This window comes from Thermostichus vulcanus str. 'Rupite', assembly GCF_022848905.1.
In the GTDB taxonomy this organism is placed as follows: Bacteria; Cyanobacteriota; Cyanobacteriia; order Thermostichales; family Thermostichaceae; genus Thermostichus; species Thermostichus vulcanus_A.
Genome location: NZ_JAFIRA010000023.1, coordinates 33,112 through 57,746 on the forward strand (window position 1 = coordinate 33,112; position 24,635 = coordinate 57,746).

Sequence of the window (24,635 nt, forward strand, 5' to 3'; positions counted from 1 at the left end):
ACAACCAGAACCGCTTTGTGCGCTTGGTAGCGCAGAAACCCAACCCTTAACTAAGTTAGGCTGGCTTAGGGACGGGATCCGCCATTTCTTGCACCTGAGCAAGCATCTGCACCTCCGTACTCATTTTGCGTAATTGTCGGGCCAGCTTAATGGCCTTATCCCGCGGCAGGGGTGGACTGACTGGGATGGGAAGATGGTGCAACAGAGACCTAAGGGCTGCCTTGGGCACCTGGGCATAAAAAGAGAGGGCAGAAAGGATTTCATCTTCAAAGTAAGGGTTGTGGTACTCCAAAAGCTGCACCTGGTACAGCTCTGGCGGGAAAGGCCGTTGCTGGGCCAAGCGAATCAGGGATCCCACCGCTCCCATGACGTACAGTCGATCCCCCTCCTTCAGAACCTGTTCTCCTGCCTTCTGCCAGAGCTTTGGGAAAATCTCAGGTTTACCCCGCGTCGCTTGATACCAGAGGATGACTAGATCGTAATCGTGGGCCAACTGTCGCAGCGACAGCCCTAGGTAGTGGGTCTGAGCGGAAACCTCCAGCAAAGTCACCAGGAGGGTTTCCCCTTCCCAAGCCAGCGTGCCATACACGGATCCCACCAGGGCAGCGGTGGCAAAAGCCGGGGCAACCAACCCCGTGGCACTGTAGCTGATCCCGAGGGTTTGGATGTGGCGCTGCATCCGCTCCGCCAACTCCGGATCCGCCACCCGCAAAATGGTACGGATGCCAGGGTGAAGGGTATGGGCTGTGAGGGCTGTTTCCAGATTGGTGAGATCGTTAGGGGTGGTACAAATCAGACAGCGGCTGCCCTCGATATGGGCCTGTTTTAGGGTTCCAGCTAGGGCATAATTCCCTTGAATCACCACAGCCCCCTCCCGCCTTGCCGCTTCTAGCAGCGGATTTTGGGTCTCCGGCTCCAGCACCACCACCTCGTAGCCCATTTGCCGCAGCAGTTGTAGCACCAAATAGCTCAGCCGTCCCAAACCTGCGATCACCACATGATCCTGCTTCGGCATCCGTGCCGCCTGCCCTAAGCCAAAGCGACTGCTCACCAACTTATCGGTCACCAACCCGTAAACCAAACCCACCAAGGCGGCCCCCACCAAGGTCATGAAGACCGCCAGCACTTTCACCGGCAGCGGCGTTTCTGGTTGCTGAAAATCGTCAATGTCCCCATAGCCGCCCGTCAGCACCACAATCGTCAGCAGCAATCCATCGATAACGGATTTGCCGATAACTTGGAAATTGATCACCCCCAGCACTAACATCGCCCCCAAGGTGAGGGTGAGGGTACGCACAATTGGTTTGATCTGCAGGAGCCCCTTTAGCCCTGTGCGCAACCGAGACAGCAGGGCTTGTCGGGTTTTGACCAGCAGGGATCCCCACTGCCAAGGGGTTTGTCGCCATTGTCGTTTATCCTCCACCTGCCCGCTGGCCCACCGTTGCGCCCGTGAAGATCCGCGCCGCCCGTTGCGCTCCAACAGTTGCAAATAGGCTTTCGGATCACAAATCACCAGAATGCGATCCCCCTCGATCAGCTCCGCCTCGTGATCGAAATCATCGAAAACTCGGTATTCGGAAAAGTCGGAAAGTCCATCCACCGGGTAATGAAACAGCACCCGTGCTCCGAAGGTTTCTTCCAATTCCGATAGCGGCATGTGCAACAGGCGGGAATTATCTTCAATAGTGAGATCCACCACATTCCAAAGAGTGGTTTCCTGGGGTGGGGTAAGGGACAAGGGATCCGCCAATTCCGAGGGCAGGATTGCCTTTTGCCAGTCCAGCTGGGGCAACTCGAAGTAGCCGACAAATTCATCGGACACGGCTTTTAGAGCAAAGGCCGGGGCAGCCAGGGCAGCCACCGACAAAGAAAAGTGTTGTGGCAACACCGAGTCGAGGTAAGAGGCGATGCTGCGGTTAAACAGGCGAGAAATGATGCGCACCTGGGGGTTGAGATCGCGGATCAGCAAGGCCAGCTCGAAATTGGCTTGGTCGTCGTCCTGCAGCAGCAACACCACCTTGACCCGCTCGATCCCGGCCCGTTGCAGCACCTCCCGTTGGCGGGGATCCCCTCGCAACTGCCGCCAGCGGTGAATTGGGGTGGGCAGCGGCTGCGGATCCACCACCAGGGCCCGTTGTCCAAAAGCCTCCAAAGCCTGTAAAGTCAGCTCCACCAAATCGTTATAGCCACACACCAGAATGGCAGCCTCGGGATCCCTGCCGTCGTCTTGTGGCTGTAGTTGGGGCAAGTCAGAAAGGGAGCGAGCCATATCCTGCCACGGCCTCCTCCTGCCAAGGGACACTCCAAAAGATACTCAAGGGAGTTCCTGTCTTCCAAGTCTTCGAGAATCCCACTTAGGTGAACACGCCTTGCTACACTCAATTCACCCAACGTTGCGGGCTGAGGCCCTTGCTATGACTTCCACTCAACCGGATCCCCGTTCTGGCTTTCCCTGGCGTGGAGTAGCCCTCGGCTGCGGACTGCTCCTGGTGCTGGGGGTGGGATCCTGTGTTGCGGCAGGCTACTATCTGTCGCGGGTATTGCGGGAGGTGACCGGGTTTACCCTCGACTCCACAGCGGTGGAAGCAAAAGCCCAAACCATCTTCAAACATCAACTCCCCGGTGGCGCAGAGGGAATGGTCAGTTTCCACCTTGGGCCAATTGAGTTTGCCGGGGTAACCAATCGTGATGGAAGCACAATCCTGATGCTGGGCCGTGTGGACGCCGAGGTACTGAATGAGAATGACCGGCAGGAGCTGGAGGCCAGCTTTCGGGAGCAGGTGAGAGAATGGGTGAGTGAGTCTCGTGCCGGAAAGCAGGTGATTACAGTTGAACGCAACGAGTCCCGCCGCCTCTGTGACCAATCCGCCTCTCTGCTCATTCTAGAAGGAGAGGAGCAAGAGGGATCCACAACAGTTCCCAGTGTCGTCTATCAATCAGCAGTCTTGCACCAAGAAGACCTGCTCCTGTTTCTGCTCATCTCCACCGGTAACAACGCCTTACTCCAAGCCGAACAGGTGTTTGCCAGCCTCGATTGCCCTTAATTCCACCCGGACAAATTGGATCCCTCAAACCCTAAGCGCCGGCAAATGAGAATAACTACTAACAGCTTGACCTGACACCTGGGATCCTCTATCATTAAGCCCAGAGAAAAATTCTTGAATAGAAGTCTCAATAAGCTGGGCCTGAGGTGGCCGGTTTTGGTTTCCATCTCTTTGGATTCCTCCAGGTTCAGGCAAGTCACCTCCGCCTCGGTGGTGTGGCTTTTGTGTGATCTCTCACCAGAGAGAGGCATCGTCGGCTTTGCCGGTGATGGGTTTTTTCGTGATTTTTTGAGCTTAGGAGTTGTGTATGCGTTTATCGCGGCGGCAGTTTGTCAGTGGAGCCTCTCTCGGCTCTGTGGCCTTGGCGGCGGGCTCTTTCTTGCGTCCGGCCCACGGTGCTAACCAGGAGGTGAACCTCTACACTTCCCGTCACTACGGCACCGATGAAGAGTTGTACGACCTGTTCAAGGAAAAAACTGGCATTACTGTCAACTGGGTACAAGGCAATGCCGACGAAATCACCCAGCGGATTCGCAGTGAAGGGGCCAACAGTCCTGCCGACATTTTCATGACAGTGGATATTGCCCGGTTGTGGCGCGCCCAAAATGAGGGGCTGTTTCAACCAATTGAATCCCAGGTGTTATCGAACAATATCCCGGAGTCTTTACGGGATCCGGAAGGACATTGGTTTGGCCTGACCAAACGGGCGCGGGTGATCATGTACAACAAGGACAGGGTGGATCCCAGCGAACTGTCCACCTACGAGGATCTGGCCGATCCGAAGTGGCGGGGGAAAGTGCTCACCCGTTCCTCCAGCAATGTGTACAGCCAATCCCTAACCGCCTCGATCATTTTGGCCAACGGGATCCCGGAAACCGAGGAATGGGCGCGGGGCTTGGTGGCCAACTTTGCCCGTCCGCCGGAAGGGGGAGATACGGATCAAATCAAGGCCGTTGCCGCCGGTGTTGGGGATGTGGCCTTGGCCAACACCTACTACCTACCCCGCCTGATCAAGTCCGATAATCCCGAAGATCGAGCGGTGGCCGAAAAGATCGGTGTGTTTTTCCCCAACCAGGAGGATCGCGGCACCCATGTCAATGTTAGCGGGGCTGGTATTTTGAAAACTGCTCCCAACAAAGAAGCAGCCATTCAGTTCCTTGAGTTCCTTTCTGGGCCAGAAGCCCAAGCCATTTTTGCCCAGAGCAATAATGAATACCCAGTTTTGCCAGGAGCGGAGATCGATTCAGTGGTGGCAAGCTTTGGCAGCTTTAAAGAAGATACCCTCAACGCCGCCAGTATTGGTCGAGTTACCCCAGATGCGTTGATGGTCATGGATCGGGCGGGCTGGAAGTAGGGCTTGGTGTGTGGGGATCCCTGGGGGATCTCCCTGCCTGTTAGGGTCTGAGTTCAATGGGTAGAAGGCATTTCCAGGGCTGTCTGAGGGATTCTGATCTTCGGGATCCCTCATTTTTACCTGAGAATAGAAAAGAGTTTTCACCCAATCTTGTCGATTTCACCTGCGGTTGATGAGCAAACTGGCTTGGCCAACCTTAAGCAAACAGCTTGGCAGCTCCCTTGGGAGGATTCGGTTCCGTTGGCTCAATGGCTGGGCACTGCTGACTTTGGCTCTGACGGGTCTGATTCTGATCCCAACTTTGACCGTATTGTTGAGTCTTTTTGCGGATGAACGGCAGGTTTGGGAACATCTGGCTGGAACCGTCTTGGGGCTCTACGTGCGCAATTCCCTGCTGCTGATGGTGGGGGTGGCTGTGGGTGTGGTTTTGCTGGGGAGTGGCACCGCTTGGCTGGTGACCATGTGCCAGTTTTGGGGACGGGCTTGGTTGGAATGGTTGCTGGTGTTGCCTTTGGCCGCTCCCACCTATGTCTTGGCCTATGCCTATACCGATTTTTTACAAGTGACCGGTGGATTTCAGATTTGGTTGCGGCGGATCACTGGCTGGGGCATTGGCGACTACTGGTTCCCCAACATCCGCTCTCTGTGGGGAGCGACACTCCTTTTGATTCTCACCCTGTACCCCTATGTCTATCTGTCGGCGCGACTGGCCTTTCAAGAACAATCAGTGGCTTGCTTGGAGGTGAGCCGCTCCCTGGGTTATGGGCCTTGGGCCAGTTTTCGTCGGGTGGCACTGCCGTTGGCCCGACCAGGGATCGTCGCTGGCACCCTGTTAGCGTTGATGGAAACCCTGAACGATTTTGGCACCGTCAGCTACTTCGGGGTAGACACCTTTACAACGGGCATTTACCGAACCTGGACAGCCTTAGGCAACCCGGTGGCGGCTGCCCAACTTTCCGCACTCTTACTGCTGCTGGTGCTGCTGCTCATTGTCGGGGAACAAGCGATGCGGCGGCGGGCACGCTACTATCGCCAGGGCTGCAAACCCGCTGCCAGTCGGTATGTGTTGCGAGGGATCCGAGCGGTGGGGGCTTGGCTAGCCTGTGGGATCCCGATTGGATTGGGCTTTGCTGTACCGGCTTTGATCCTCCTCAATATGACTCTGCGGCAGGGGGGACTGGGGCGTCGCTTCTGGAGCTATGCCCAAAACAGTTTGACGCTGGCAACGGTTACGGCGGTTATTGCTGTGTTGGTGTCGGTATTGGTGCTCTATGGGCTGCGTATGCAGGCATTGGAACGGGTAGGATCCCACTGGGGTCTGCGGCTGGCGGTGCAGCTGTCTTCTTTGGGTTATGCTCTGCCGGGGGTAGTGATTGCGGTAGGGGTGCTGCTCCCCTTGGGGCGGCTGGATCAGGTTTTGAGTCATCTGCGGCAGGTGCTTTTCCAACAACCGCCTGGTTTGGTACTCAGCGGCACGATCACGGCCCTCATTTTTGGGTACTTGGTGCGATTTTTGGCGGTATCTCTTTCGACCCTTGAAGCTACTTTGATGCGTATCCCCCCCAGTCTGGATGAGGCGGCTCGCAGCCTGGGGCAGGGATCCCTGGGTACCCTCTGGCGGGTGCATTTGCCATTGATGGCAGGAGGGATCCTGGGGGGGATGATCCTGGTGTTTGTGGATGTGATGAAAGAGTTGCCAGCGACAATGGTGTTGCGACCCTTTAACTTCGACACCTTGGCGGTACAAACCTATCGGATGGCGGCTGATGAACGTCTAGCGGAAGCAGGGGCCCCAGCTCTGGCGATCGTGTTGGTGGGGATTTTGCCAGTGATCTTGCTCAATTCCCGGTTAGGACAGCAACAACGCCATAGCTCACGGGTGGATCCCTAAAGCGCCATCTGGGAGAGATTAAACACACATACCTGGCTACATACAGCCCTTTCATGCTCCGCAGTCGCGTGTCGCGTAGCATTAGCGTTGCGTAGCAACAATGCCTACGGCAGGCTGCGCCACCCCAAAAGTGAAGGTAGGTTTGCTACAACAACGGTTGTGTCCCTAACCCCTTTCAGAATTTCAAAAGGGCTAGGGTGCTCCGCACCGCTATCCCGAGGGGGATTAACCCCATACTAGGTGACTAACGGTCGCGCTAGCGTGCCCTTGGCGCAAAGGACTATAAGATTTCAAGATTGCGTTTAGTGCGGGAGGCTCACGACAGAAACGACGAAACCCTGCCTGGGCGAAGAGGTTGGGGGATGAAGGCAAAATCTAGTGGCACATAGGGTGAGGATGGCAATTGCAAATAAAAAAAGCAAAAGGAGGAATCAGATGATCGATCAAAAAATGATTTATGAACGACTTAACCTTACACCAGAAAAACTCACTGACTTCTGCAAACAGCATCATATCCTTGAACTATCACTATTTGGCTCTATTCTGCGCGACGACTTCAAGCCTGACAGTGACATCGACATGCTGGTGGTTTTTGACCGCAGTGCTAATCCACATCTAAGCCTCATGGATCTCGTTGGCATGGAATACCAACTAGAGGATATGATTGGGCGTGAAGTTGACCTGATCGAAAAGCGTTCTATTGTGGATAGCGATAACTGGATTCGACGCAAAAATATTTTGAACACTGCCCAGATAATCTATGCATCAAGACCAGTCTTATCTGCTTGACATTGCCAAATTCTGTCAAGCGATTCTCCGCCTAACTGCCAACATGACTGAAGCTGAATTCCAGCACGATGAAAGGACTCAATTTGCCATCCTCTACGAAATTACAGTTCTGGGTGAAGTGGTCAAGCGACTTTCAACCGAGTTTCGTATTCAGCATCCAACCATTGAGTGGAGAAGGATTGCTGGAATGCGCGATCGACTGGTTCACGATTACAATGAAGTCACGCTCGATTTGGTCTGGGAAGTGGTTAAAACCAACATTCCTGAACTGTTAGAGTATATTACACCGCTTCTACCCAGCAAGGACTAGATTACAAATACAAACAAATATAAAAAAGTGCTCCGCCATGCTGACTAGCGTTGTGCCATACAGGCCGCGATGACCCTCCAGTTTGTCCGTAGGACGAGAAGCGTTGGCGTTTGTGAAACGTTCCGTATCGTTAGTGGGCTGCTTCCGGGTTGGCCTCATGTCCATAGAGGTAACTGAGGATGGAATTGCGCAGGCGGTAGTATTGCGGATCCTCCAAGATCCGTTCCCGGTCACGGGGACGAGCAAAAGGAATAGTTACCACTTGCCCGATAGTAGCAGCAGGGCCGTTGGTCATCAACACCAAACGGTCAGCCAAAAATAGCGCCTCATCAATATCATGAGTAATCATCAAAACTGTGCAGCGGTGTTCATCCCAAATGCGTAATAGCTCCTCCTGAAGTTCCTCCTTGGTAATAGCATCCAAAGCCCCAAAGGGTTCATCTAAAATCAACACCTCCGGGCGAATCGCTAGAGCACGAGCAATGGCTACCCGCTGTTTCATCCCTCCCGAAATTTGTGGGGGATACTTCTGAGCTGCTTCCCCCAGCCCCACTAACTGCAGATGTTCCTCGACAATTTGATATTTTTCCGATTGGCTTTTCTGGGGAAAAACCGACTGGACTGCCAAGTAAACATTCTCAAAAACTGTTAGCCAAGGCAATAGGGCATAGCCCTGAAACACCACCATCCGATCCGGGCCGGGGGCTGTAATGGGCTTCCCTTTCAGTTGCACAGAGCCACTAGTGGGCTGAGCAAAACCAGAAACCATATTGAGTAAAGTGGTCTTACCACAGCCAGAATGTCCGATCAAACAGACAAACTCTCCCTCTTGAATGTTCAGGTTAATATCCCGCAGAACTGGATAGTCACCTTTGGGGGTAGAGTAAGTCTTACTGAGATTCTCAATGCACAAGTAAGGTTTTGTATCGATTTGAATTTTGGCAGCAGCAGTCAAGAGCGTCGTCATTTTCGATTACTCCAACTTGGGATTTTAATTAGGAGCTGGTGAAATGAAGGGTATCATGCAGGCGAATATCTAAAGCAACACAGGCCGCCGATCCAAAGCCACCTCCGCCATGTAGATGTCGTGTTTGATCGCTAGGCTATTCAGGTAAGCCACCGGATCCTCACCCTGGAACGGGATCCCGTCGAACAATTGAATGGGCTGCCGTTGGTAGGAAACATCAATGCCCAATTCACGGGCTGCTGTACTGAAGACTCCTACTTGACAGACCCGCTCTAGGATCTCCACCCAGTTGCGAGGGAAGGGCAGATCCCCCCAGCGGGCCATTTGGGTCATCATCCACAGATGCTCCGTTCGACTCGGGCGGTTGCCGGCTCCCAAGAAGAACTGATGGTGGGCATATTCCCGCATCGGGGTATCCAGGTCACAGGTGATGCGATGGGGATCCCCCAGATGGATGTAGCTTTTGTCGGTGCTCAGGTAGGCCCGTCGGCTGAGGATCTCCCGAATTTCCTCGTGATGGGCGGGATCCTCACAATAGCGGCAGGCTTCCATAAGTGCTTTCACCAGAGCAATGTGGGTATTCGGGTAGGCCCTAGCCCAATCCTCCCGCACCCCCAAGACCTTGCCGGGATGCCCCAGCCAAATCTCTAGATCAGTAGCCACTGTAAAACCGCTTCCCTCCAGAGCTGCCCGCAGGTTCCAGGGTTCCCCCACGCAGTAGCCATCAATGTTGCCCGCCGTTAGATTGGCCACCATTTGAGCTGGGGGCAAGGTTTTCAGTACCACATCTCGGTCGGGGTGGATCCCGCCTGCTGCTAGCCAGTAGCGCAACAGCAAATTGTGCATCGAACTGGGATGCACCACTCCAAAGGTGAGTTGACGGCTGGGGCTATCCAAAATGTAGGCTTTCAATTGGCTAAGGGTATGGATCCCTTGCTCATAGAAGCGCCTATGTAGAGTAATGGCGTTGCCGTTGCGAGTCAGGGTGAGGGCGGTTACCATCGGCTGTGGCAGATTGTCTCCTCCACCCAGAGACATCCACACCGGCATGCCCGCAGGCATTTGGGCAGCATCCAAATAGCCTCCATGGATACCATCTTGGATCCCACGCCAACTGGTTTCCCGTACCAGATTGACTCCCTCCAGGCCATGCTTGGCAAAAAAGCCTTTCTCTTGAGCCACTGCTAGCGGGGCACAGGCGGTCAGGGGCACAAAGCCAATGTCTAGATTGATCTTTTCCAAGCCATGCCGGGCAATCACTGCCTCCTTGCGGGCACGCCACTGTTTGATCCGTTTTTGCTGATTCAAAAAGTAGATAATTTCGCTGCGGTAGCTGTAGTAACTGGGATGATTAACCACCTCCAAACGACGGCGGGGGCGAGGAATATCGATGGTTAAGATATTGCCAATTCGGGATCCCGGCCCATTGGTGAGCATCACCACCCGATCCGATAACAACACGGCTTCATCCACATCATGGGTGACCATCAGAGTGGTCATTTGATGTTCTTCACAAATGCGCATCAATTGCTCTTGTAAATTGCCTCGCGTGAGGGCATCGAGAGCACCAAACGGTTCATCAAGTAACAATACCTTAGGTCGTAAAGCCAGGGCACGGGCGATGGCCACCCGCTGCTTCATGCCCCCTGATAGCTGGGCCGGAGGTTTATCGGCAGCATGGCGTAAACCCACCAAATCTATATGCTCTTCGATGATCTGTTGACGCTCTGCCTGAGAATAGTTTTTCAAAACTGCATTCACTGCCAGGGCAACATTTTGCCGCACCGTTAGCCAGGGCAAAAGAGAATAGTGCTGAAACACCACCATGCGATCCGGGCCAGGAGCTGTAATGGTGTGTCCATCCAAAGCCACGATCCCACCCGTCGGCAAAGACAACCCCGCCACCATGTTCAAAAGGGTGGATTTCCCACAGCCGGAATGTCCAATCAAAGAAACAAACTCACCTCGATGAATTTGCAGATCAATCCCTTTAAGCGCGAGATATTCTTGACCTCCAGGCAGCCCAAAAGTCTTTTCCACCTGTTCCACATTTACCAGTACAGACACAAAAACCTCCCAGTTCACCAGCTCATTTAATCTGAGGAACCCAATTCAGTGAGGGCTCGAAATGTTATCGACTCGCTATCTTGCTTTGCAAAACAGACATTAAACGATCCAGAAGCAACCCTACTGCTCCGATATAGACAACAGCAACAATGATCTCAGTAACATAATTTTGCTGATAGGCATCCCAGATGAAAAATCCAATCCCCGGCACTCCAGACATAACAATTTCTGCCGCAATAATGGCCAACCAAGACAAGCCAATTCCAATGCGTAGGCCAGTGAACATATAGGGCAGAGCTGAGGGCAACAAAACCTTAAAAAAGAAATCCACCTTGGATAGCTTGAGCACCTTCGAAACATTGATGTAGTCTTCTGGGATCTGTCGCACCCCTACGGCTGTGTTAATCAAAATCGGCCAAATTGAGGTGATAAAAATCACAAAAAGGGCAGCCGGCTCGTTGCGTTGAAGGGCAGCTAAGGCAATCGGTACCCATGCCAAAGGAGCCACCATCCGCAGAAACTGAAAAATGGGATCCAAAGCGCGATTGATCCAAACGCTACTCCCCACCAAAATGCCTAGGGCGATACCCACCAATCCAGCACTACAGTAACCAATCGCCACTCGCTGTAAGCTAGCTAGAGTTTGGCGGAGTAAACCCTGATCCAGATCACTGTTGCGATACCAAGGGTGGAGAATAAGATATCGACTCCGCTCATCCATCCACACATCCCACGGCCCCGGCAGCCGAATCAGATTAGAGCTGGCTAGGGCTTGCCAGATGAGCAAAAATCCGATTACCCCAACGATAGGCGGCAGAATTTGATCTCGATATTTTGCCAGATCAACTTTTGTAGTCTTGGGCTTAGAAGCAGGAGCAGAAAGTGTTGTGGTCATGGGTTAGCAGCAGATAGAGGACAATTATTTGAAGCTTTTCAGAGCTCGAATGGATTTTACAGGATTCGAGAAATAAGACACGGATTTTGGTCCATTTTGGTTCTTGCCTTAGTGGGCATGCACAGGGTTTCCAAGTTCAACAAAACTCTTAGTGCAATCGAAAAGCCTAGCAACCCAATCGCCACGGACAAGATTAGCTTAGCTAAGTCAGTCTTCCTCGACTTTTCAAAGAAGGGATCCCTAGAATAAGAATATTCATGGGGGACATGAATTAAAGCCAACATGACGAATCCAAAAATGATAAAAATCTATCGATTAGGCCCACAGCGTCCGTCCTGTAGTTCAACAGAGTGAAACCCCAAAGATGTTCAAGATAAGCCCATTACCACAAAAACAAATTTGGAGTTTTCAATTACAAGACGCTGTAGGACATAACGATCCCAACAACAATCTCAAACAAATCACAAACAGCAAGAGTACGCTTAGGCTCTTTTAATCTTCAAGCTGTTCAGATAGGCCTGTGGATCCTGTGGATCAAACACCACGCCATCGAAAAAGCGTTCTGTACCCCGCGAGGTGCTACTGGGAATATTCTTAACCCCCAGCGCTTGGGCTGCCTCTCGCCACAGATCTTCCCGGTTCACCTCATCCACTAAGCGACGAGCCACATCCAAATCGGGAATGAATTGAGCATGGAAGCCCCAACGCAAGGATTCAGTGAGGAACCAAAGATCATGGCTCTTGTAGGGATAAGAGACGCTGCCGCGACCATCCTCCCAATACAACGGCCCAGCGTTGAAATCTTGAACGGCTGGCTTACCATCTCCCATTTCGTAGTTGCCCTGATAGGGAGGGGTGAGAACATCGACCGGCACATTCAGATAGTCACGGCGTGACAAAATCTGCACCAACTCTTCTCGATTTGCAGGATCATCACACCACTGCTGTGCTTCCATTACCGCCATCAAGACGGCTTGCGTCGCTTTGGGATTCTGTTCTACCCAGTCGGCACGAACAGCCAGATATTCTTCTGGGTGGAAGGGCCAAATTTGATGGGTGAGAGCGGCCATAAAGCCAATATCATCGGCCACAATTCGGTAGGGCCAAGGATCCCCAGTACTGAAGGCATCCATGGTGCCGTTGCGCATGCCCTGCACAGTTTCAGCCGGTGGAACTGCCAACAAATCAATATCTTGATCCGGATTGATACCCCCAGCAGCTAGCCAATAGCGGATCCAAAAATCCTGATTGGCATTGGGAAATGTAAAAGCCGCCTTGAATCTACGTCCGTTGGTGGAGGCAAAGTTTTTGATGTAGTCTGCTGCTCCTGAAATGTCCAAACCTATGCCTTTACCCGCGTGCATACCCGCAATGGCAATTCCATTTCCCTGGGTAACCAACTGACACAAAACTGCCATGCGCACGGGTTGGTTATTGGTAATGGCACCCGTGTGAATCAAATGGGGCATCGGCATTTGCCATTTGGCTCCATCAATTCCTCCCCCTGCCGAACCAATCACCACATTGTCACGGGCGGAGGGCCAATTGGCTTGTTTGAGAACTTCCGCACCTGTCATGCCATGCTTACTAAAGAAGCCTTTTTCTTTGGCGATAATCAGCGGCGCTGCCTCAACGATTGGAAGAAAACCCAGCTTAATGTTGGGGGTTTCTGGGCCGCTTGCCTGGGCAATCCAGTAGCCAGAACTGGCCCGTGCTAGGCTGCCGCTGAGGAGACTGCCCGCTGTAGCCGCACCAGCAGACAGCAGAAAACTGCGACGTGATTTCATGCACACCTCGTGTAAAGGATTGGAATTGTCGTGCAAACTTGAAAGAAGCTAACGGCGGATACCGGACACAAAACCTCAAGAAATCCTTAAACCCTTAGCTTGCTGTCATCGTAAAGGTAGAGAGATATAGATGCAACATAATTATTTCTTTGATTATCATAGATAAAAATTTATGGTCAAAGTCCTATGATCAACAAGCTGAGCTCTCGCTGTTTTTCTGCCACCTGCCCAAACCCATCAGTTGGGTTGGGCATTGCTTTGAAGGGATCCCTACCCCATGCGGGCTACCACTGGGATGGTTGGACGAAGCCGTTTTTCGAGGGCTGGTATACTCGCGTCACGTTGCCCTGTACCTCGGATTTAGACAATCCGGATCCCGTCAGTTTTTCCTTTATGTACGCCATCGATCCGCAGCAGGGGGGCATGGCGCAGGTGTTGGGGCCCCGGGATCAGCTTTGTTGGCGCACGTTCCCGAATCCCAAAGGGTTTTGGGCAGAGCGGGATCACCTCGCCCTCGGCCACTGGGGTGCATTTCAGGAGGGGATCCATCATCCCAACCCCACCGGACTTCAAGAGGCTCTTACTTTCTTTCAGACCCTCTCCAGTGGCTACCAGTTCACTGCCCACCTCAACCAAGGCGTTTTGCCAGATCCCCTTTGTCCCGAACCAGTTCGTTGGCTTTACCGCATTCAGCCCGATTATGCCTACGGGATCCCACCGCAAGCAACGATGGGGATTGGGTCTTATCTGCCCATTTTTGAACCGGGTTGGCAAATTTTGATGGCCCACGGTTTGGCCAGCGGCTGGGTGGAATGGAGTGGCAAGCGCTATGAGTTTCAGCGTGCTCCCGTCTACGCGGAAAAAAACTGGGGACAAAGCTTCCCCCGGCGCTGGTTTTGGATCCAGTGCAATGCCTTCCCAGATCACCCCCGTCTTAGCCTCACCTGTGCCGGTGCCGAACGGCAAGTGCTCGCCCGCACAGAAGAAGTGGCCCTCATCAGTCTGCACGGTTGGGGATCCCAGCCTTTTTTAGAATGGCGACCTGGACAAGCTCAGCTAACTTGGCAAGTGGATCCCTGGGGGTCTTGGCAAGTTGCGGGGCAAAGCTCCACCTGGGCCATTCAACTGCAGGGCGATACTCAAGAACCTGGGCAGACGGTTTTTACCCCTGGCCCGCAAGGGATGCAGCGCAACTGTCGAGACACCTTAGCTGGCCACCTGCGGATCAGACTGTGGCAACGGGATGGCCAAGTGTGGAGACAAGTCCTCTCCACCGCCAGTCACCAGTCAGGCTTAGAAGTGGGGGGAGATCTCCTCCAGAGTTGGCATGGACAATGCTGACGGATATTTACACTTCCGCCAGACTTCCCAAACGTCACGTTTGTGCTAGAATACCTGAGCCACATTGATATTAAGGTCCACTGCGGACAGACATTCAACCGTGGTTGCCCAATTTTCATCGCATTGGGTAAATTGCGCCTGTAGCTCAGTGGACTAGAGCACGTGGCTACGGACCACGGTGTCGGGAGTTCAAATCTCTCCAGGCGCGTCTCAGCCCCAGACAATTCCAGTCTGGGGTATTTACCGTCCCTTGGTCTCCCCAGATCCTGTGTTAGGATTAGCCCTATCAAGTCCGCCTTGATGCAGGCATAGGGAGCCTAAGATCATGTTTGAACGCTTTACGGAAAAAGCCATCAAGGTGATCATGCTGGCGCAAGAAGAAGCCAGACGATTGGGTCACAATTTCGTTGGCACCGAGCAAATTCTATTGGGGTTAATCGGCGAGGGCACTGGGGTCGCCGCCAAAGTTCTCAAGTCCATGGGAGTGAACTTGAAGGATGCCCGTATTGAAGTAGAGAAAATTATTGGTCGTGGATCCGGCTTTGTGGCTGTAGAGATCCCCTTCACTCCCCGCGCCAAACGAGTACTAGAGCTGTCTCTAGAAGAGGCCCGTCAGCTGGGCCATAACTACATCGGCACCGAACACCTGCTCCTCGGCCTGATCCGGGAAGGAGAAGGGGTGGCAGCCCGTGTCCTGGAAAATCTGGGGGTGGATCTGTCCAAGGTGCGCACCCAAGTGATTCGTATGTTGGGGGAAACCGCCGAAGTCACCACTGGGGGCGGATCTCAAGGTCGTACCAAAACCCCGACTCTGGACGAATTCGGCTCGAATCTGACCCAATTGGCTCAAGAGGGCAAGTTGGATCCCGTGGTCGGTCGGATGCGGGAGATCGAGCGGGTGATTCAAATTCTTGGTCGCCGCACCAAAAACAACCCGGTGCTCATCGGGGAGCCTGGGGTTGGCAAAACCGCAATTGCTGAGGGCTTGGCGCAGCGCATTGTCCAAGGGGATGTACCGGACATCCTGGCAGAAAAGCGGGTGGTCAGCCTGGATATTGGCCTGCTGGTGGCCGGAACCAAGTACCGGGGTGAATTTGAAGAGCGCCTCAAGAAAATCATGGATGAGATTCGCGGGGCCGGCAATGTCATCCTGGTCATCGACGAAGTCCATACCCTAATCGGGGCAGGAGCCGCCGAAGGGGCCATCGATGCTGCCAATATTCTGAAGCCCGCTTTGGCTCGGGGTGAGCTGCAGTGCATTGGAGCCACCACCCTCGATGAATACCGCAAACATATCGAGCGGGATGCTGCCCTAGAGCGCCGTTTCCAGCCGATCATGGTAGGCGAACCCACCGTCTCAGAAACCATCGAGATCCTCTTCGGATTGCGGGAGCGCTATGAGCAGCACCACAAACTGAAGATCTCAGATATCGCCCTCGATGCTGCTGCTAAGTTGGCCGATCAGTACATTTCGGATCGCTTCTTACCCGATAAAGCCATCGATTTAATTGATGAGGCCGCCTCGCGGGTGCGCTTGATCAATTCCCAATTGCCTCCAGCCGCCCGAGAACTGGATCAAGAGCTGCGGCGAGTTTTGCGAGATAAGGATGCGGCTGTCCGTGCCCAAGATTTCGACAAAGCGGGTGAACTGCGGGATCGGGAAATGGAAATCAAACAGCAGATCCGCGCCATTGCTGCTGCCAAAAAAGCGGAAGAAAACAACCGCGACGAAATGCCGGAGGTGACGGAAGAGGACATTGCCCAAGTGGTGAGTGCCTGGACAGGGGTGCCAGTGGCGAAGCTAACCGAAACGGAATCGGTGAAGCTGCTACACATGGAAGATACTCTACACCAGCGCATTATTGGCCAAGAGGAGGCGGTACGAGCCATTTCGCGGGCCATCCGTCGTGCCCGTGTTGGGCTGAAGAACCCCAACCGTCCGATTGCCAGCTTCATCTTCTCGGGCCCCACCGGGGTGGGTAAAACCGAGCTCACCAAAGCCTTGGCAGCCTATTTCTTCGGATCTGAGTCGGCCATGATCCGGCTGGATATGTCGGAATACATGGAACGGCACACCGTTAGCAAATTGATCGGATCCCCGCCAGGCTACGTCGGCTACAACGAGGGCGGTCAACTAACGGAGGCGGTTCGCCGTCGTCCCTACACTGTGGTGCTCTTCGACGAAATTGAAAAAGCCCACCCGGATGTGTTCAACTTGTTGTTGCAAATCCTGGAGGATGGCCGCCTGACGGATGCCAAGGGCCGCACGGTGGACTTTAAGAACACCTTGCTGGTGATGACCTCCAACATTGGCTCTAAGGTGATCGAGAAAGGTGGGGGCAGTTTGGGCTTCGAGTTCAACAGCAACGACGAAGATGCCAACTACAACCGCATCCGCAACTTGGTAAACGAGGAGTTGAAGCAATATTTCCGCCCTGAGTTCCTCAACCGTTTGGATGAGATCATCGTCTTCCGGCAACTGAACAAAGATGAGGTGAAGCAAATTGCCGATATCCTTCTCAAGGAAGTATTCGACCGCATGACGGAGAAGAAGATCCGCCTCACGGTCAGCGATCGCTTCAAAGAGTTGGTGGTGGATGAAGGGTACAACCCCAGCTACGGGGCACGTCCTTTGCGCCGCGCCATTCAACGCCTCTTGGAGGATATCTTGGCGGAGGAGATCCTAACCGGGCGTGTGAAGGAAGGCGCTGAGGCGATCATCGATGTAGATGATGATCGCAAGCCGAAGGTGCTGATCACTGAGCCAGAGCGAGTCCTGTTGCCGCAAGGAGCAGAATAACCCCTGAGCTGTATTGGGTCTTACTCTCTCCAATCCCAGGGATCCGTTTGGCCGGTATTGCTGCGGATCCCTTTCTTGTCCCCAATTTGTGTCTTTGGTCTTTGATTCCCCCATAGGAGAACTTTGGTATGGTGCAATCAACCTACTACTACAGTGGTGGTGCCCCGGTCCGTACCCCTCCCCCTGATTTGGCTTCGTTGCTGTTGCAGGAGCGGATTGTTTATCTTGGCTTGCCCTTGGCTGAGGAGGCCAATGCCAATGTCACGAAGTTGATTGTCGAACAACTGCTCTACTTGCAGTATGAGGATCGGGAGAAACCGATCAAGATGTACATCAACTCCACCGGCACCTACAGCTATGACACGGCGGCTTTTGCCATTTTGGACACGATGAATTATATCAAGCCCCCGGTGCATACGATTTGCATTGGCAATGCCATTGGGATGTCGGCCATGTTGCTGGCAGCAGGTGCGAAAGGATTCCGGGCCAGTTTGCCCAATGCCACGATTGTGTTGCACCAGCCCTATGGGGGCACCCGTGGTCAAGCTAGCGACATCGAAATCCGCACCAAAGAAGTGTTGACCATACGCAACATGATGCTGGAGCAACTGGCCCGCAGTACGGGACAACCGCTGGAACGGATCAAACGGGATACGGAGCGGCTGTTCTTCATGACCCCAGAAGAAGCCAAGGCCTACGGTTTGATCGACCAGGTACTAGTCAGTGCCAAGTCTGCACCCGCTTTGGCATCAGCCAAAAGTTAAGGGAGGGATCCAAAAATGATACGGGTGCTTGGTCAGCGATTCACAGCCATTCTGTCTCTGGAGCCTGATTCAGAGCAAGACATCAGTAAAAGGGGGAACGAATTGGGTTAGGGCTTTGGTTATTCCAGGCTTTGCTCTGATTGCTGAACAGATTTTGCAAGCCTAGAGAGGAAAGGACAATGGTTCAAACACCAGCACAGCCACTAACAGTTGAGGAGTACTTAGCGATTCAAAATGGGTCGTATGAAGGGCGAGTTGAGGTGGAGGATGGATACATTCGGGAAATGCCAACAGAAGATCGAATTAACACTCGGATAGCTTTTGCCCTTTCCCTTCGTTTGGCTCAAATCCTTCCTCCTGCTCAACTCTCTGTGGGTCATGTGGAAGTTGAGATTCCGTCAGCTAAAGCCCAATTTCGCAATCCAGATGTCATGGTTTTGGATCCGGCCCATGTGCACCTGCTGGGAGATGGCCGCGGAACGATTCGGTTACACATGCCGCCGCCGTTACTGGTGGTAGAGGTTGTTTCGCCCGGCAAGGAGAATGAACAGCGAGATTATCAAGATAAGCGCAAAGAGTATGCTGCCCGTGGCATTCCAGAATATTGGATTGTGGATCCACAGAGGCAATCTATCTTATTGCTGAGGTGGGCAGATGGTCAATATCAAGAGGAGGAAAAAACCGGATCCCAACTTATTGTTTCTACCATTTTGCCGCAACTACATTTAACGGCGGAGCAAATCCTCAAAGCTGAGCCCTAAGAGCAGTTTTGTGGTTTCGAAAGAAAGATTCGTCAAGTTTTCTACCCAGTATCAAGGAGTTGGTTATGCCGATTGGAGTACCCCGTGTTCCATACCGTTTGCCGGGCGAACCCTATAGTCAGTGGATCAATTTGGATGATCGCTTGTATCAGGAACGGATCCTCTTTTTGGGTGAGGCAATTGATGATAATTTGGCCAACACAATTGTAGGGGTAATGCTGTACCTGAACTCCCAAGATCAGCAAAAGGATATTGTCATGTACATCAATTCTCCTGGGGGATCCGTCACGGCGGGCATGGCCATTTATGACACCATGAACCATATCAAGCCGGATATTGTTACCGTCTGTGTCGGTCAGGCAGCCTCGATGGGAGCCTTTTTGCTGGCAGCAGGGACGAAGGGGAAACGCTTTGCTTTGCCCCACTCCCGCATCATGATCCATCAGCCCTCGATTGGTACCATTCAAGGCCAGGCCAGTGACATCGAAATTCGTGCCCGTGAGACCCTGCGGGTGAAAAAACGTATGAACGAGATCTTGGCCCAAACCACTGGCCAACCCCTGGAGAAAATTGAGCGGGATGTGGAGCGGGACTTCTACCTCTCAGCCACAGAAGCACAAGCCTACGGTTTGGTAGATCGGGTGATCGAGGATCGCTCTGAGGCATTAGCCAGCTAGTGCATTGTTGAAGCTCCCCGCTAACTGAACTGAAGAGAGATAGGCTGAGTATGATAGGGATCCAGAAGTTGGATCCCTGTCTTGTATCTGTCTTGTATCTGTCTTGTATACAGCCTGGGCGTGAGGTGATCCCAATTGCAAACACAATATTTTTTAGCCCACTCTTTGGCACCTTATGACGGATCCCACCCAACAGTTTCAACACCAGCTTGAGGCATTAAAGGTAGCTTACCAAGAGCAATTGCCCGGTAAAATCCAGCAACTGGGACATCTCTGGCAGCAGTACAAACAGGGAGCTCCAGATTTGACCCGATTCCGAGACTTTTACCGTGCTGCACATACTTTGGCCGGTTCGAGTGGGATATATGGATATGATGATGTTGGCCGTGCCGCCCGCCACCTGGAACACCTCTGTAAGCCCTGGGTAGAAGCTGCCAATCTGCCGGATCCCGATACCCTACAGGCGATTGAACTGGGCTTGGAACACCTGCAACATCAACCTGTAGAACCTACCAGAGAATTAGAATTAGGGACGGTCGAGCCAACCCCCATCTATTGGATAATCCAGGCGGAACAGGATCCCTTGGACTTGGCCAATACCCTGACCCGCCAAGGCTATCAGGTGATGGTCTGTTCTTCCCCGGCGGAGTTGCAGTCACAACTGCCCACTCTCCCCGCCCACTCATCCCCCATAGATGGGATCCTCCCCACAACAAGTGAACAAACGGATACCCCGGTCAATCGAGTCCTAGTGGTGGATGACGATGAGGATATCAATCGGTTGCTTTGCCAATGGTTAGGGGCGGCAGGGTTTCAGGTACAAGGGGTTGTCAGTGGTGAAGTGGCGTTGACCTACTTGCAACCCAATCCCCCAGCAAATGACCGCTCCTCTTTTCTGCCGGATTTGGTCTTTTTGGATGTGCTGATGCCCGGCATCAGTGGCTTGCAGGTACTCCAACACATTCGTCAGCAGCAGTGGGATATGGCGGTAATCATGACTACTGCCTTTGGCTCAGAGCAGGTCGCTATCGATGCCTTGCGACAGGGGGCAGACGACTATTTGCGTAAACCCTTCGATCCACAAGAGTTCCAGACGGTGTTACAACGCACCATCGCCCGCGTGGAATTACGCCGCCAAAACGCCGCCCTACGCAGACAACTGCAAATTGAATTGGCTCGCGCTGCTGAGATCCAGCAGGAACTGTTGCCCCGCACCATACCGGAATTGCCGGGGTTTGATCTGGCGGCCCGTTGCCTGTCGGCCCGAGAGGTTGGGGGAGATTTTTATGATTGGCAAGTACCGGCTCCCGATTTGTTTAACCTTGTGTTGGGAGATGTTATGGGTAAGGGGTTACCCGCTGCTTTGATGATGGCAACGGTGCGGGCTGCGATCCGAGCTTTAGCACGACAAACTTCCCCCTTAATCAACATTCAATATACTGCCAACGCTTTGGAGTCGGATTTAATTCGCTCCGAAAGCTTCGTTACTCTATTTCATGCACAATTGTATATCCCGCAACGTCGACTCACCTTTGTGGATGGGGGTCATGGCCATGCCCTCATGTTGCGCCAAACGGGTCAAATTGAGGAGCTGCACCCTCGCGGAATGCCTCTGGGATCCTTTTTTGGGGATGCCTACGAACAGGGGGTAATCTATTTTCAGCCAGGGGATGCCTTGTTGCTTTTTAGTGATGGATTGTTAGAGGCCCGGCCTGATTTGTCGAAGGATCGCTCACCATTATTGAAGCCTTTATTAGATCATGCTTCTGCAACAGAACTGATGGAATATACGCTCAAGTTGGCACTTCAGGAATTTGCTGATCATCAAACGGACGACCTGACAGTGCTGGTGTTGCGCTGTCAAGCCTAAAGGAAATCGAGTAACCCGCTTCTGGCGCGAGAAAAAGGGATCCCCTCCCGCGTGAACGGTTAGGATCAAAACAGCAAGCAACCGAGCTCCGACTGGATGAACCAACGAAGCTGGATGGTAACAACAAGCTTACTGGCTCTCCTCAGTGGTCAGTGGGATGTGGCTTTGGCTTTGCCTCCGGCTGCTGAAATCCCAGAAGAGGTGTTGCGGGCACAACCCGATTTACGGGCTCGTTCACCCGTTGATAACCAACCCCTGTCGCCTACGGAGCTCCTAGCTTTACAAGAGGCTTTGGCCGCCCAAGATCCAGAGGGAGCGGTCTCTCCAGAGGTGGAACAGTTGATCTTTTTATTGAAGCTGCGCAAAGGCTTTCGAGATGTGTTTCCCTTTTTGTTTTGATGAGCACTAGATGAGCACTGAGGGTGGCCACCTGCAGCATCTCAAAACACTCAAAACAGTGAAATAGCCTAGCTAGCAAAAGCAGAAATGGATGTCTCGCTCAGCGCAAGGTGATAAGTAGCGAACTTCTCGTTTGACCAACTTGTTCAGCAAAATCTCCAAAGCATTTAGATCTGACTCTGTACAAGGGTAATTACGGAGAAGATTGTAGATGACAGCCTCTTGCTCCGGTGACAGTGTACCTGAATTTAATGCGTCTTCAACAATAGCTGGGATAATCATGAAAAAATGTCTTGAAACCATGGACTTCTTTACTATCGCTTTGAACACGGAACCCTTGCCTCCGCCGATGTGCTGAAGTCTCTACGCCAATTGCAGAGCTGCACCCGCTCAGTTGAGATGCTCAGTTGAGAAACCCAGCTAGCAAAATTACCGCCGCTCCTACGGTAAGGAACGCTGGCCCATCCAGAGGTTTTTGGCAACAATACAAACAGCCGTGGGTAGCCCCTTACCCATGAATCTGGGTGGATCCCTCTCGCAAACCTTGTTACTCCTGTTCACAGCTCTTAGGGCGCGTTCTGAGGCGAAGCATGAAGCATTTCAACGGAATCAGCTTAATGATGGCTGTCCTGGTGGGCGGCTGGATGAGTGGTCAACTTTTGCATCAAGGCAACTTTGTTGCCGCTCAGTCAGCTTTCGAGACGGTTGCCTTGCCCCAATTACCCGTGGGTGTGGATCAAGCGGTGTTTAATCGCCCGGTAGCTCGCTTTGATCCCAACCGGCCCTCTGAGCTGGTGATTATCAACCGGACGGGATTGCCTTTGGAGTATGGCTTTACGGATCCGCGGCGGGCTGTGTTCGAATTTCCTCCAGAAGAAACCTTGCGCCTGAGCAACTACCGGATCCCCAACTGCATGGCCATCAACACTCCCATGTTGGCTCCCGTGCAATATCTGGTGAGCGTGGATCCCATGAATGTGATCACCGTAGAAGTGCGTCTGGTGAATGATGTCTCCGGCGATCATTGCCTGGATTTGCAAGCCACAGGGGCGATTTTTGTGAACTGATTGGGTTGAGCCGGTCAAAACGGATCCCTTCACACCATTTTCACGGCTGCTTTCTATACTTTGCAAAGATGGACGCGGGATCCCGCACGGCAGATGGCAGCTGACTTTGCTCAAGTCTGACGCTGAGGTTGAGCCAATAGGAGGGTCAATCCGTGGATCAGGCGTATCGACAGGAGAAGGCTCCCATGACAGGATGCGAACAGGATGATCGAGGTCGATGTCCTAACAGCCCCTGCGCCCGTCATCTGTGTGGTCTATCTGTTCTTTATCTTTTCTTTTGGATGGTCTCATGAGCGATAACTCTCATTCCTGGTTTCCCCGTGCCTTGGTGATTGGCGCTGCGGTTGTGGGGTTGTCGGGCCTCCCGGTGAGGGCCCAGCAAATTACGGATCCCAGCCCAGCTCAAGCAGCCACCAATGTAGAACCGGGATCCCCCATTTCGGCTTCTTTTCGAACCCAAGACGGTGTTAGTGTACGCCCGGAAACGGTGAGGGTTTTTGTCGATGGTCAAGATGTGACCTCCCAATCCGTGATCACCAAGGATTTCTTCACCTACCGTCCGGCTCAACCCCTACCTGCCGGTCGTCGGGAGGTTCTGCTGGAGTTCACCAATACCCAAGGGGTAACCCGTCGCGTCACCTGGAGCTTTAATGTCGGTAGCCCGATTCGCGCCTCCATCGATTCGGTAGATCACAACGCAGGCAACCGCCCCTTGGCTGCTGGTGAGATCCTTCTGGTGACGGTACAAGGTACTCCCTCCAGCCGCGTCACGGTTTACTTGGTGCAGGATGGTCGGCAAGTGCAAACCCTGCAAGCCCAAGAGGTTTCTAGCGGTACCTACGTGGTGAATGCGTTGATCGAGGCGAAAGATACCACCCGTGAGGGGATCGTCGTCGCTCGCTTGGAAAATAGCGGTCAGGTACGCTTCATGACGGCAGAGCAACCGGCCCGATTGATCGAAGGAGCTACCGGCGGTGTTCAGCGTCTCACCACCCAAGAGGTCTCAGCTACAGTGAGCACCCCTGCCAGCAGTCCCCTCTTGCCTCAGGTTACCAATGTGCGGGATGGAGATCGGGTTTCTGGGTCTTCGTTTACCCTGCAAGGGACTACAGCTCCCAATGCTTCGGTACGGGTCAATGTGACGGCTTCCACCTCTTTGGGCGGCATCATCAGTGCCCAACAGACCGTGGCCAACCAAACCGTACAAGCAGATGCTCAAGGTCGTTTCACGGTCACCGTTCGACCTCCTATTCCAGCTTCCGGCACGGTGTATCAGGTGAACCTCTCAGCCACCTCCGGCAGCCAAACCAGCCCAACGGTAACCTTACGACTCACCCAACAGTAGGTTGGCTCAGCTCCCTTCCATGACTCTGACAGTCTGGGAGTTCTGAACTCTGGTTCCACTCAAATCAGGTCCTCAATCGGAATCGGGTTGGGGGCTTTTTTCTGTCTCTGTGGTATCATCGGATGCCTGTCTTTCTAGAGCAGAAGGGGACTGCAGTTGCCAGCGCCACAGGATCCCAGACAGGATTAGGGTGGGGAGAATGATCATGCTGATCACCACCGGCATTTCTTCCGGTAGGGCCAGGTAAGGGCCACCATATTTAACCGCTAGGCTAATCCCTGCCGCAGCCAACATTAACTTCAACCCAAACCAACCTGTTCCTCGGTTCATAGCCTTACGAAAAGCAGCGTAAAGCCCCCGGTTTCCAACCGGGGGATATGAGCGCACAGGCTGAATTTATTCAGCAACAGAAATAGTACATACAATAGTCCCCATGAAACGGGTCACCACCACACTCAAGCTCAAGTTTCTTGACCTCAATGCGGTCAAAGCAGAGATGTTTAACCA

At 53.1% G+C, this 24,635-nt stretch carries 20 protein-coding genes and 1 tRNA gene; 15 read left to right on the forward strand and 6 right to left on the reverse strand.

Annotated features, from left to right (window positions below; all coding sequences use genetic code 11):
* Positions 1 to 55: 55 nt before the first annotated feature.
* Positions 56 to 2,269 (reverse strand): NAD-binding protein, encoded by a 2,214-nt coding sequence (locus JX360_RS09875; RefSeq protein WP_244350496.1) that lies wholly within the window; start codon positions 2,267 to 2,269, stop codon positions 56 to 58.
* Positions 2,270 to 2,414: 145 nt separating this feature from the next.
* Here JX360_RS09875 and JX360_RS09880 point away from each other — a divergent pair, with 145 nt between their 5' ends.
* The 5 genes from JX360_RS09880 (at position 2,415) to JX360_RS09900 (ending at position 7,388) form a co-directional block, all read left to right on the forward strand.
* A complete protein-coding gene (locus JX360_RS09880) occupies positions 2,415 to 3,044 on the forward strand; it encodes a hypothetical protein (RefSeq protein ID WP_244350497.1) in 630 nt (209 codons plus the stop codon).
* 307 nt (positions 3,045 to 3,351) lie between these two features.
* Positions 3,352 to 4,398, forward strand: coding sequence for a Fe(3+) ABC transporter substrate-binding protein (locus JX360_RS09885; protein WP_279611407.1), 1,047 nt, complete (start codon positions 3,352 to 3,354; stop codon positions 4,396 to 4,398).
* Between the two features lie 172 nt (positions 4,399 to 4,570).
* Positions 4,571 to 6,289, forward strand: coding sequence for an ABC transporter permease (locus tag JX360_RS09890; RefSeq protein ID WP_425244384.1), 1,719 nt, complete (start codon positions 4,571 to 4,573; stop codon positions 6,287 to 6,289).
* A 396-nt stretch (positions 6,290 to 6,685) separates the two neighbouring features.
* Positions 6,686 to 7,078, forward strand: a complete 393-nt coding sequence (locus JX360_RS09895; RefSeq protein WP_244350500.1) for a nucleotidyltransferase family protein — start codon at positions 6,686 to 6,688, stop codon at positions 7,076 to 7,078.
* Positions 7,050 to 7,388, forward strand: a complete 339-nt coding sequence (locus tag JX360_RS09900; RefSeq protein ID WP_279611408.1) for a HepT-like ribonuclease domain-containing protein — start codon at positions 7,050 to 7,052, stop codon at positions 7,386 to 7,388. The genes JX360_RS09895 and JX360_RS09900 overlap by 29 nt, the downstream gene beginning before the upstream one ends.
* Positions 7,389 to 7,518: 130 nt before the next feature.
* Here JX360_RS09900 and JX360_RS09905 read toward each other — a convergent pair whose 3' ends face one another.
* From JX360_RS09905 to JX360_RS09920, 4 genes are all read right to left on the reverse strand, one after another.
* Positions 7,519 to 8,355, reverse strand: coding sequence for a nitrate ABC transporter ATP-binding protein (locus JX360_RS09905; protein WP_244350502.1), 837 nt, complete (start codon positions 8,353 to 8,355; stop codon positions 7,519 to 7,521).
* A gap of 69 nt (positions 8,356 to 8,424) precedes the next feature.
* On the reverse strand, positions 8,425 to 10,422 hold the full coding sequence (locus JX360_RS09910; protein WP_244350503.1) for an ABC transporter ATP-binding/substrate-binding protein: 1,998 nt from the start codon (positions 10,420 to 10,422) through the stop codon (positions 8,425 to 8,427).
* A gap of 64 nt (positions 10,423 to 10,486) precedes the next feature.
* A complete protein-coding gene (gene ntrB, locus JX360_RS09915) occupies positions 10,487 to 11,317 on the reverse strand; it encodes a nitrate ABC transporter permease (RefSeq protein ID WP_244350504.1) in 831 nt (276 codons plus the stop codon).
* Positions 11,318 to 11,799: 482 nt separating this feature from the next.
* Positions 11,800 to 13,104 (reverse strand): CmpA/NrtA family ABC transporter substrate-binding protein, encoded by a 1,305-nt coding sequence (locus JX360_RS09920; protein WP_244350505.1) that lies wholly within the window; start codon positions 13,102 to 13,104, stop codon positions 11,800 to 11,802.
* A gap of 186 nt (positions 13,105 to 13,290) precedes the next feature.
* Between JX360_RS09920 and JX360_RS09925 the strand changes: the two genes are divergently transcribed.
* The 10 genes from JX360_RS09925 to JX360_RS09970 all read left to right on the forward strand — a co-directional run bounded on the left by JX360_RS09925 (position 13,291) and on the right by JX360_RS09970 (position 24,128).
* A complete protein-coding gene (locus JX360_RS09925; RefSeq protein WP_244350506.1) occupies positions 13,291 to 14,445 on the forward strand; it encodes a tocopherol cyclase family protein in 1,155 nt (384 codons plus the stop codon).
* Positions 14,446 to 14,579: 134 nt separating this feature from the next.
* Positions 14,580 to 14,653: transfer RNA gene (locus JX360_RS09930), tRNA-Arg, on the forward strand.
* 117 nt (positions 14,654 to 14,770) lie between these two features.
* A complete protein-coding gene (locus JX360_RS09935; RefSeq protein ID WP_244350507.1) occupies positions 14,771 to 17,245 on the forward strand; it encodes an ATP-dependent Clp protease ATP-binding subunit in 2,475 nt (824 codons plus the stop codon).
* A gap of 128 nt (positions 17,246 to 17,373) precedes the next feature.
* Entirely contained in the window at positions 17,374 to 18,009 is a 636-nt protein-coding gene (locus JX360_RS09940) for an ATP-dependent Clp protease proteolytic subunit (RefSeq protein ID WP_244350508.1), read from the forward strand.
* Positions 18,010 to 18,188: 179 nt separating this feature from the next.
* Positions 18,189 to 18,770, forward strand: a complete 582-nt coding sequence (locus tag JX360_RS09945) for a Uma2 family endonuclease (protein WP_244350509.1) — start codon at positions 18,189 to 18,191, stop codon at positions 18,768 to 18,770.
* 65 nt (positions 18,771 to 18,835) lie between these two features.
* Complete coding sequence (locus JX360_RS09950; RefSeq protein WP_244350510.1) at positions 18,836 to 19,447, forward strand: ATP-dependent Clp protease proteolytic subunit; 612 nt, start codon at positions 18,836 to 18,838, stop codon at positions 19,445 to 19,447.
* A gap of 175 nt (positions 19,448 to 19,622) precedes the next feature.
* Complete coding sequence (locus JX360_RS09955; protein ID WP_244350511.1) at positions 19,623 to 21,317, forward strand: PP2C family protein-serine/threonine phosphatase; 1,695 nt, start codon at positions 19,623 to 19,625, stop codon at positions 21,315 to 21,317.
* Positions 21,318 to 21,431: 114 nt separating this feature from the next.
* A complete protein-coding gene (locus JX360_RS09960) occupies positions 21,432 to 21,716 on the forward strand; it encodes a hypothetical protein (protein ID WP_244350512.1) in 285 nt (94 codons plus the stop codon).
* Positions 21,717 to 22,333: 617 nt separating this feature from the next.
* Entirely contained in the window at positions 22,334 to 22,783 is a 450-nt protein-coding gene (locus JX360_RS09965) for a hypothetical protein (RefSeq protein ID WP_244350513.1), read from the forward strand.
* A gap of 289 nt (positions 22,784 to 23,072) precedes the next feature.
* Positions 23,073 to 24,128, forward strand: a complete 1,056-nt coding sequence (locus JX360_RS09970) for a hypothetical protein (protein ID WP_244350514.1) — start codon at positions 23,073 to 23,075, stop codon at positions 24,126 to 24,128.
* Positions 24,129 to 24,200: 72 nt separating this feature from the next.
* On the opposite strand, the gene JX360_RS09975 is transcribed toward JX360_RS09970, so the two are convergent.
* Entirely contained in the window at positions 24,201 to 24,422 is a 222-nt protein-coding gene (locus JX360_RS09975) for a hypothetical protein (RefSeq protein WP_244350515.1), read from the reverse strand.
* Positions 24,423 to 24,635: the final 213 nt, after the last annotated feature.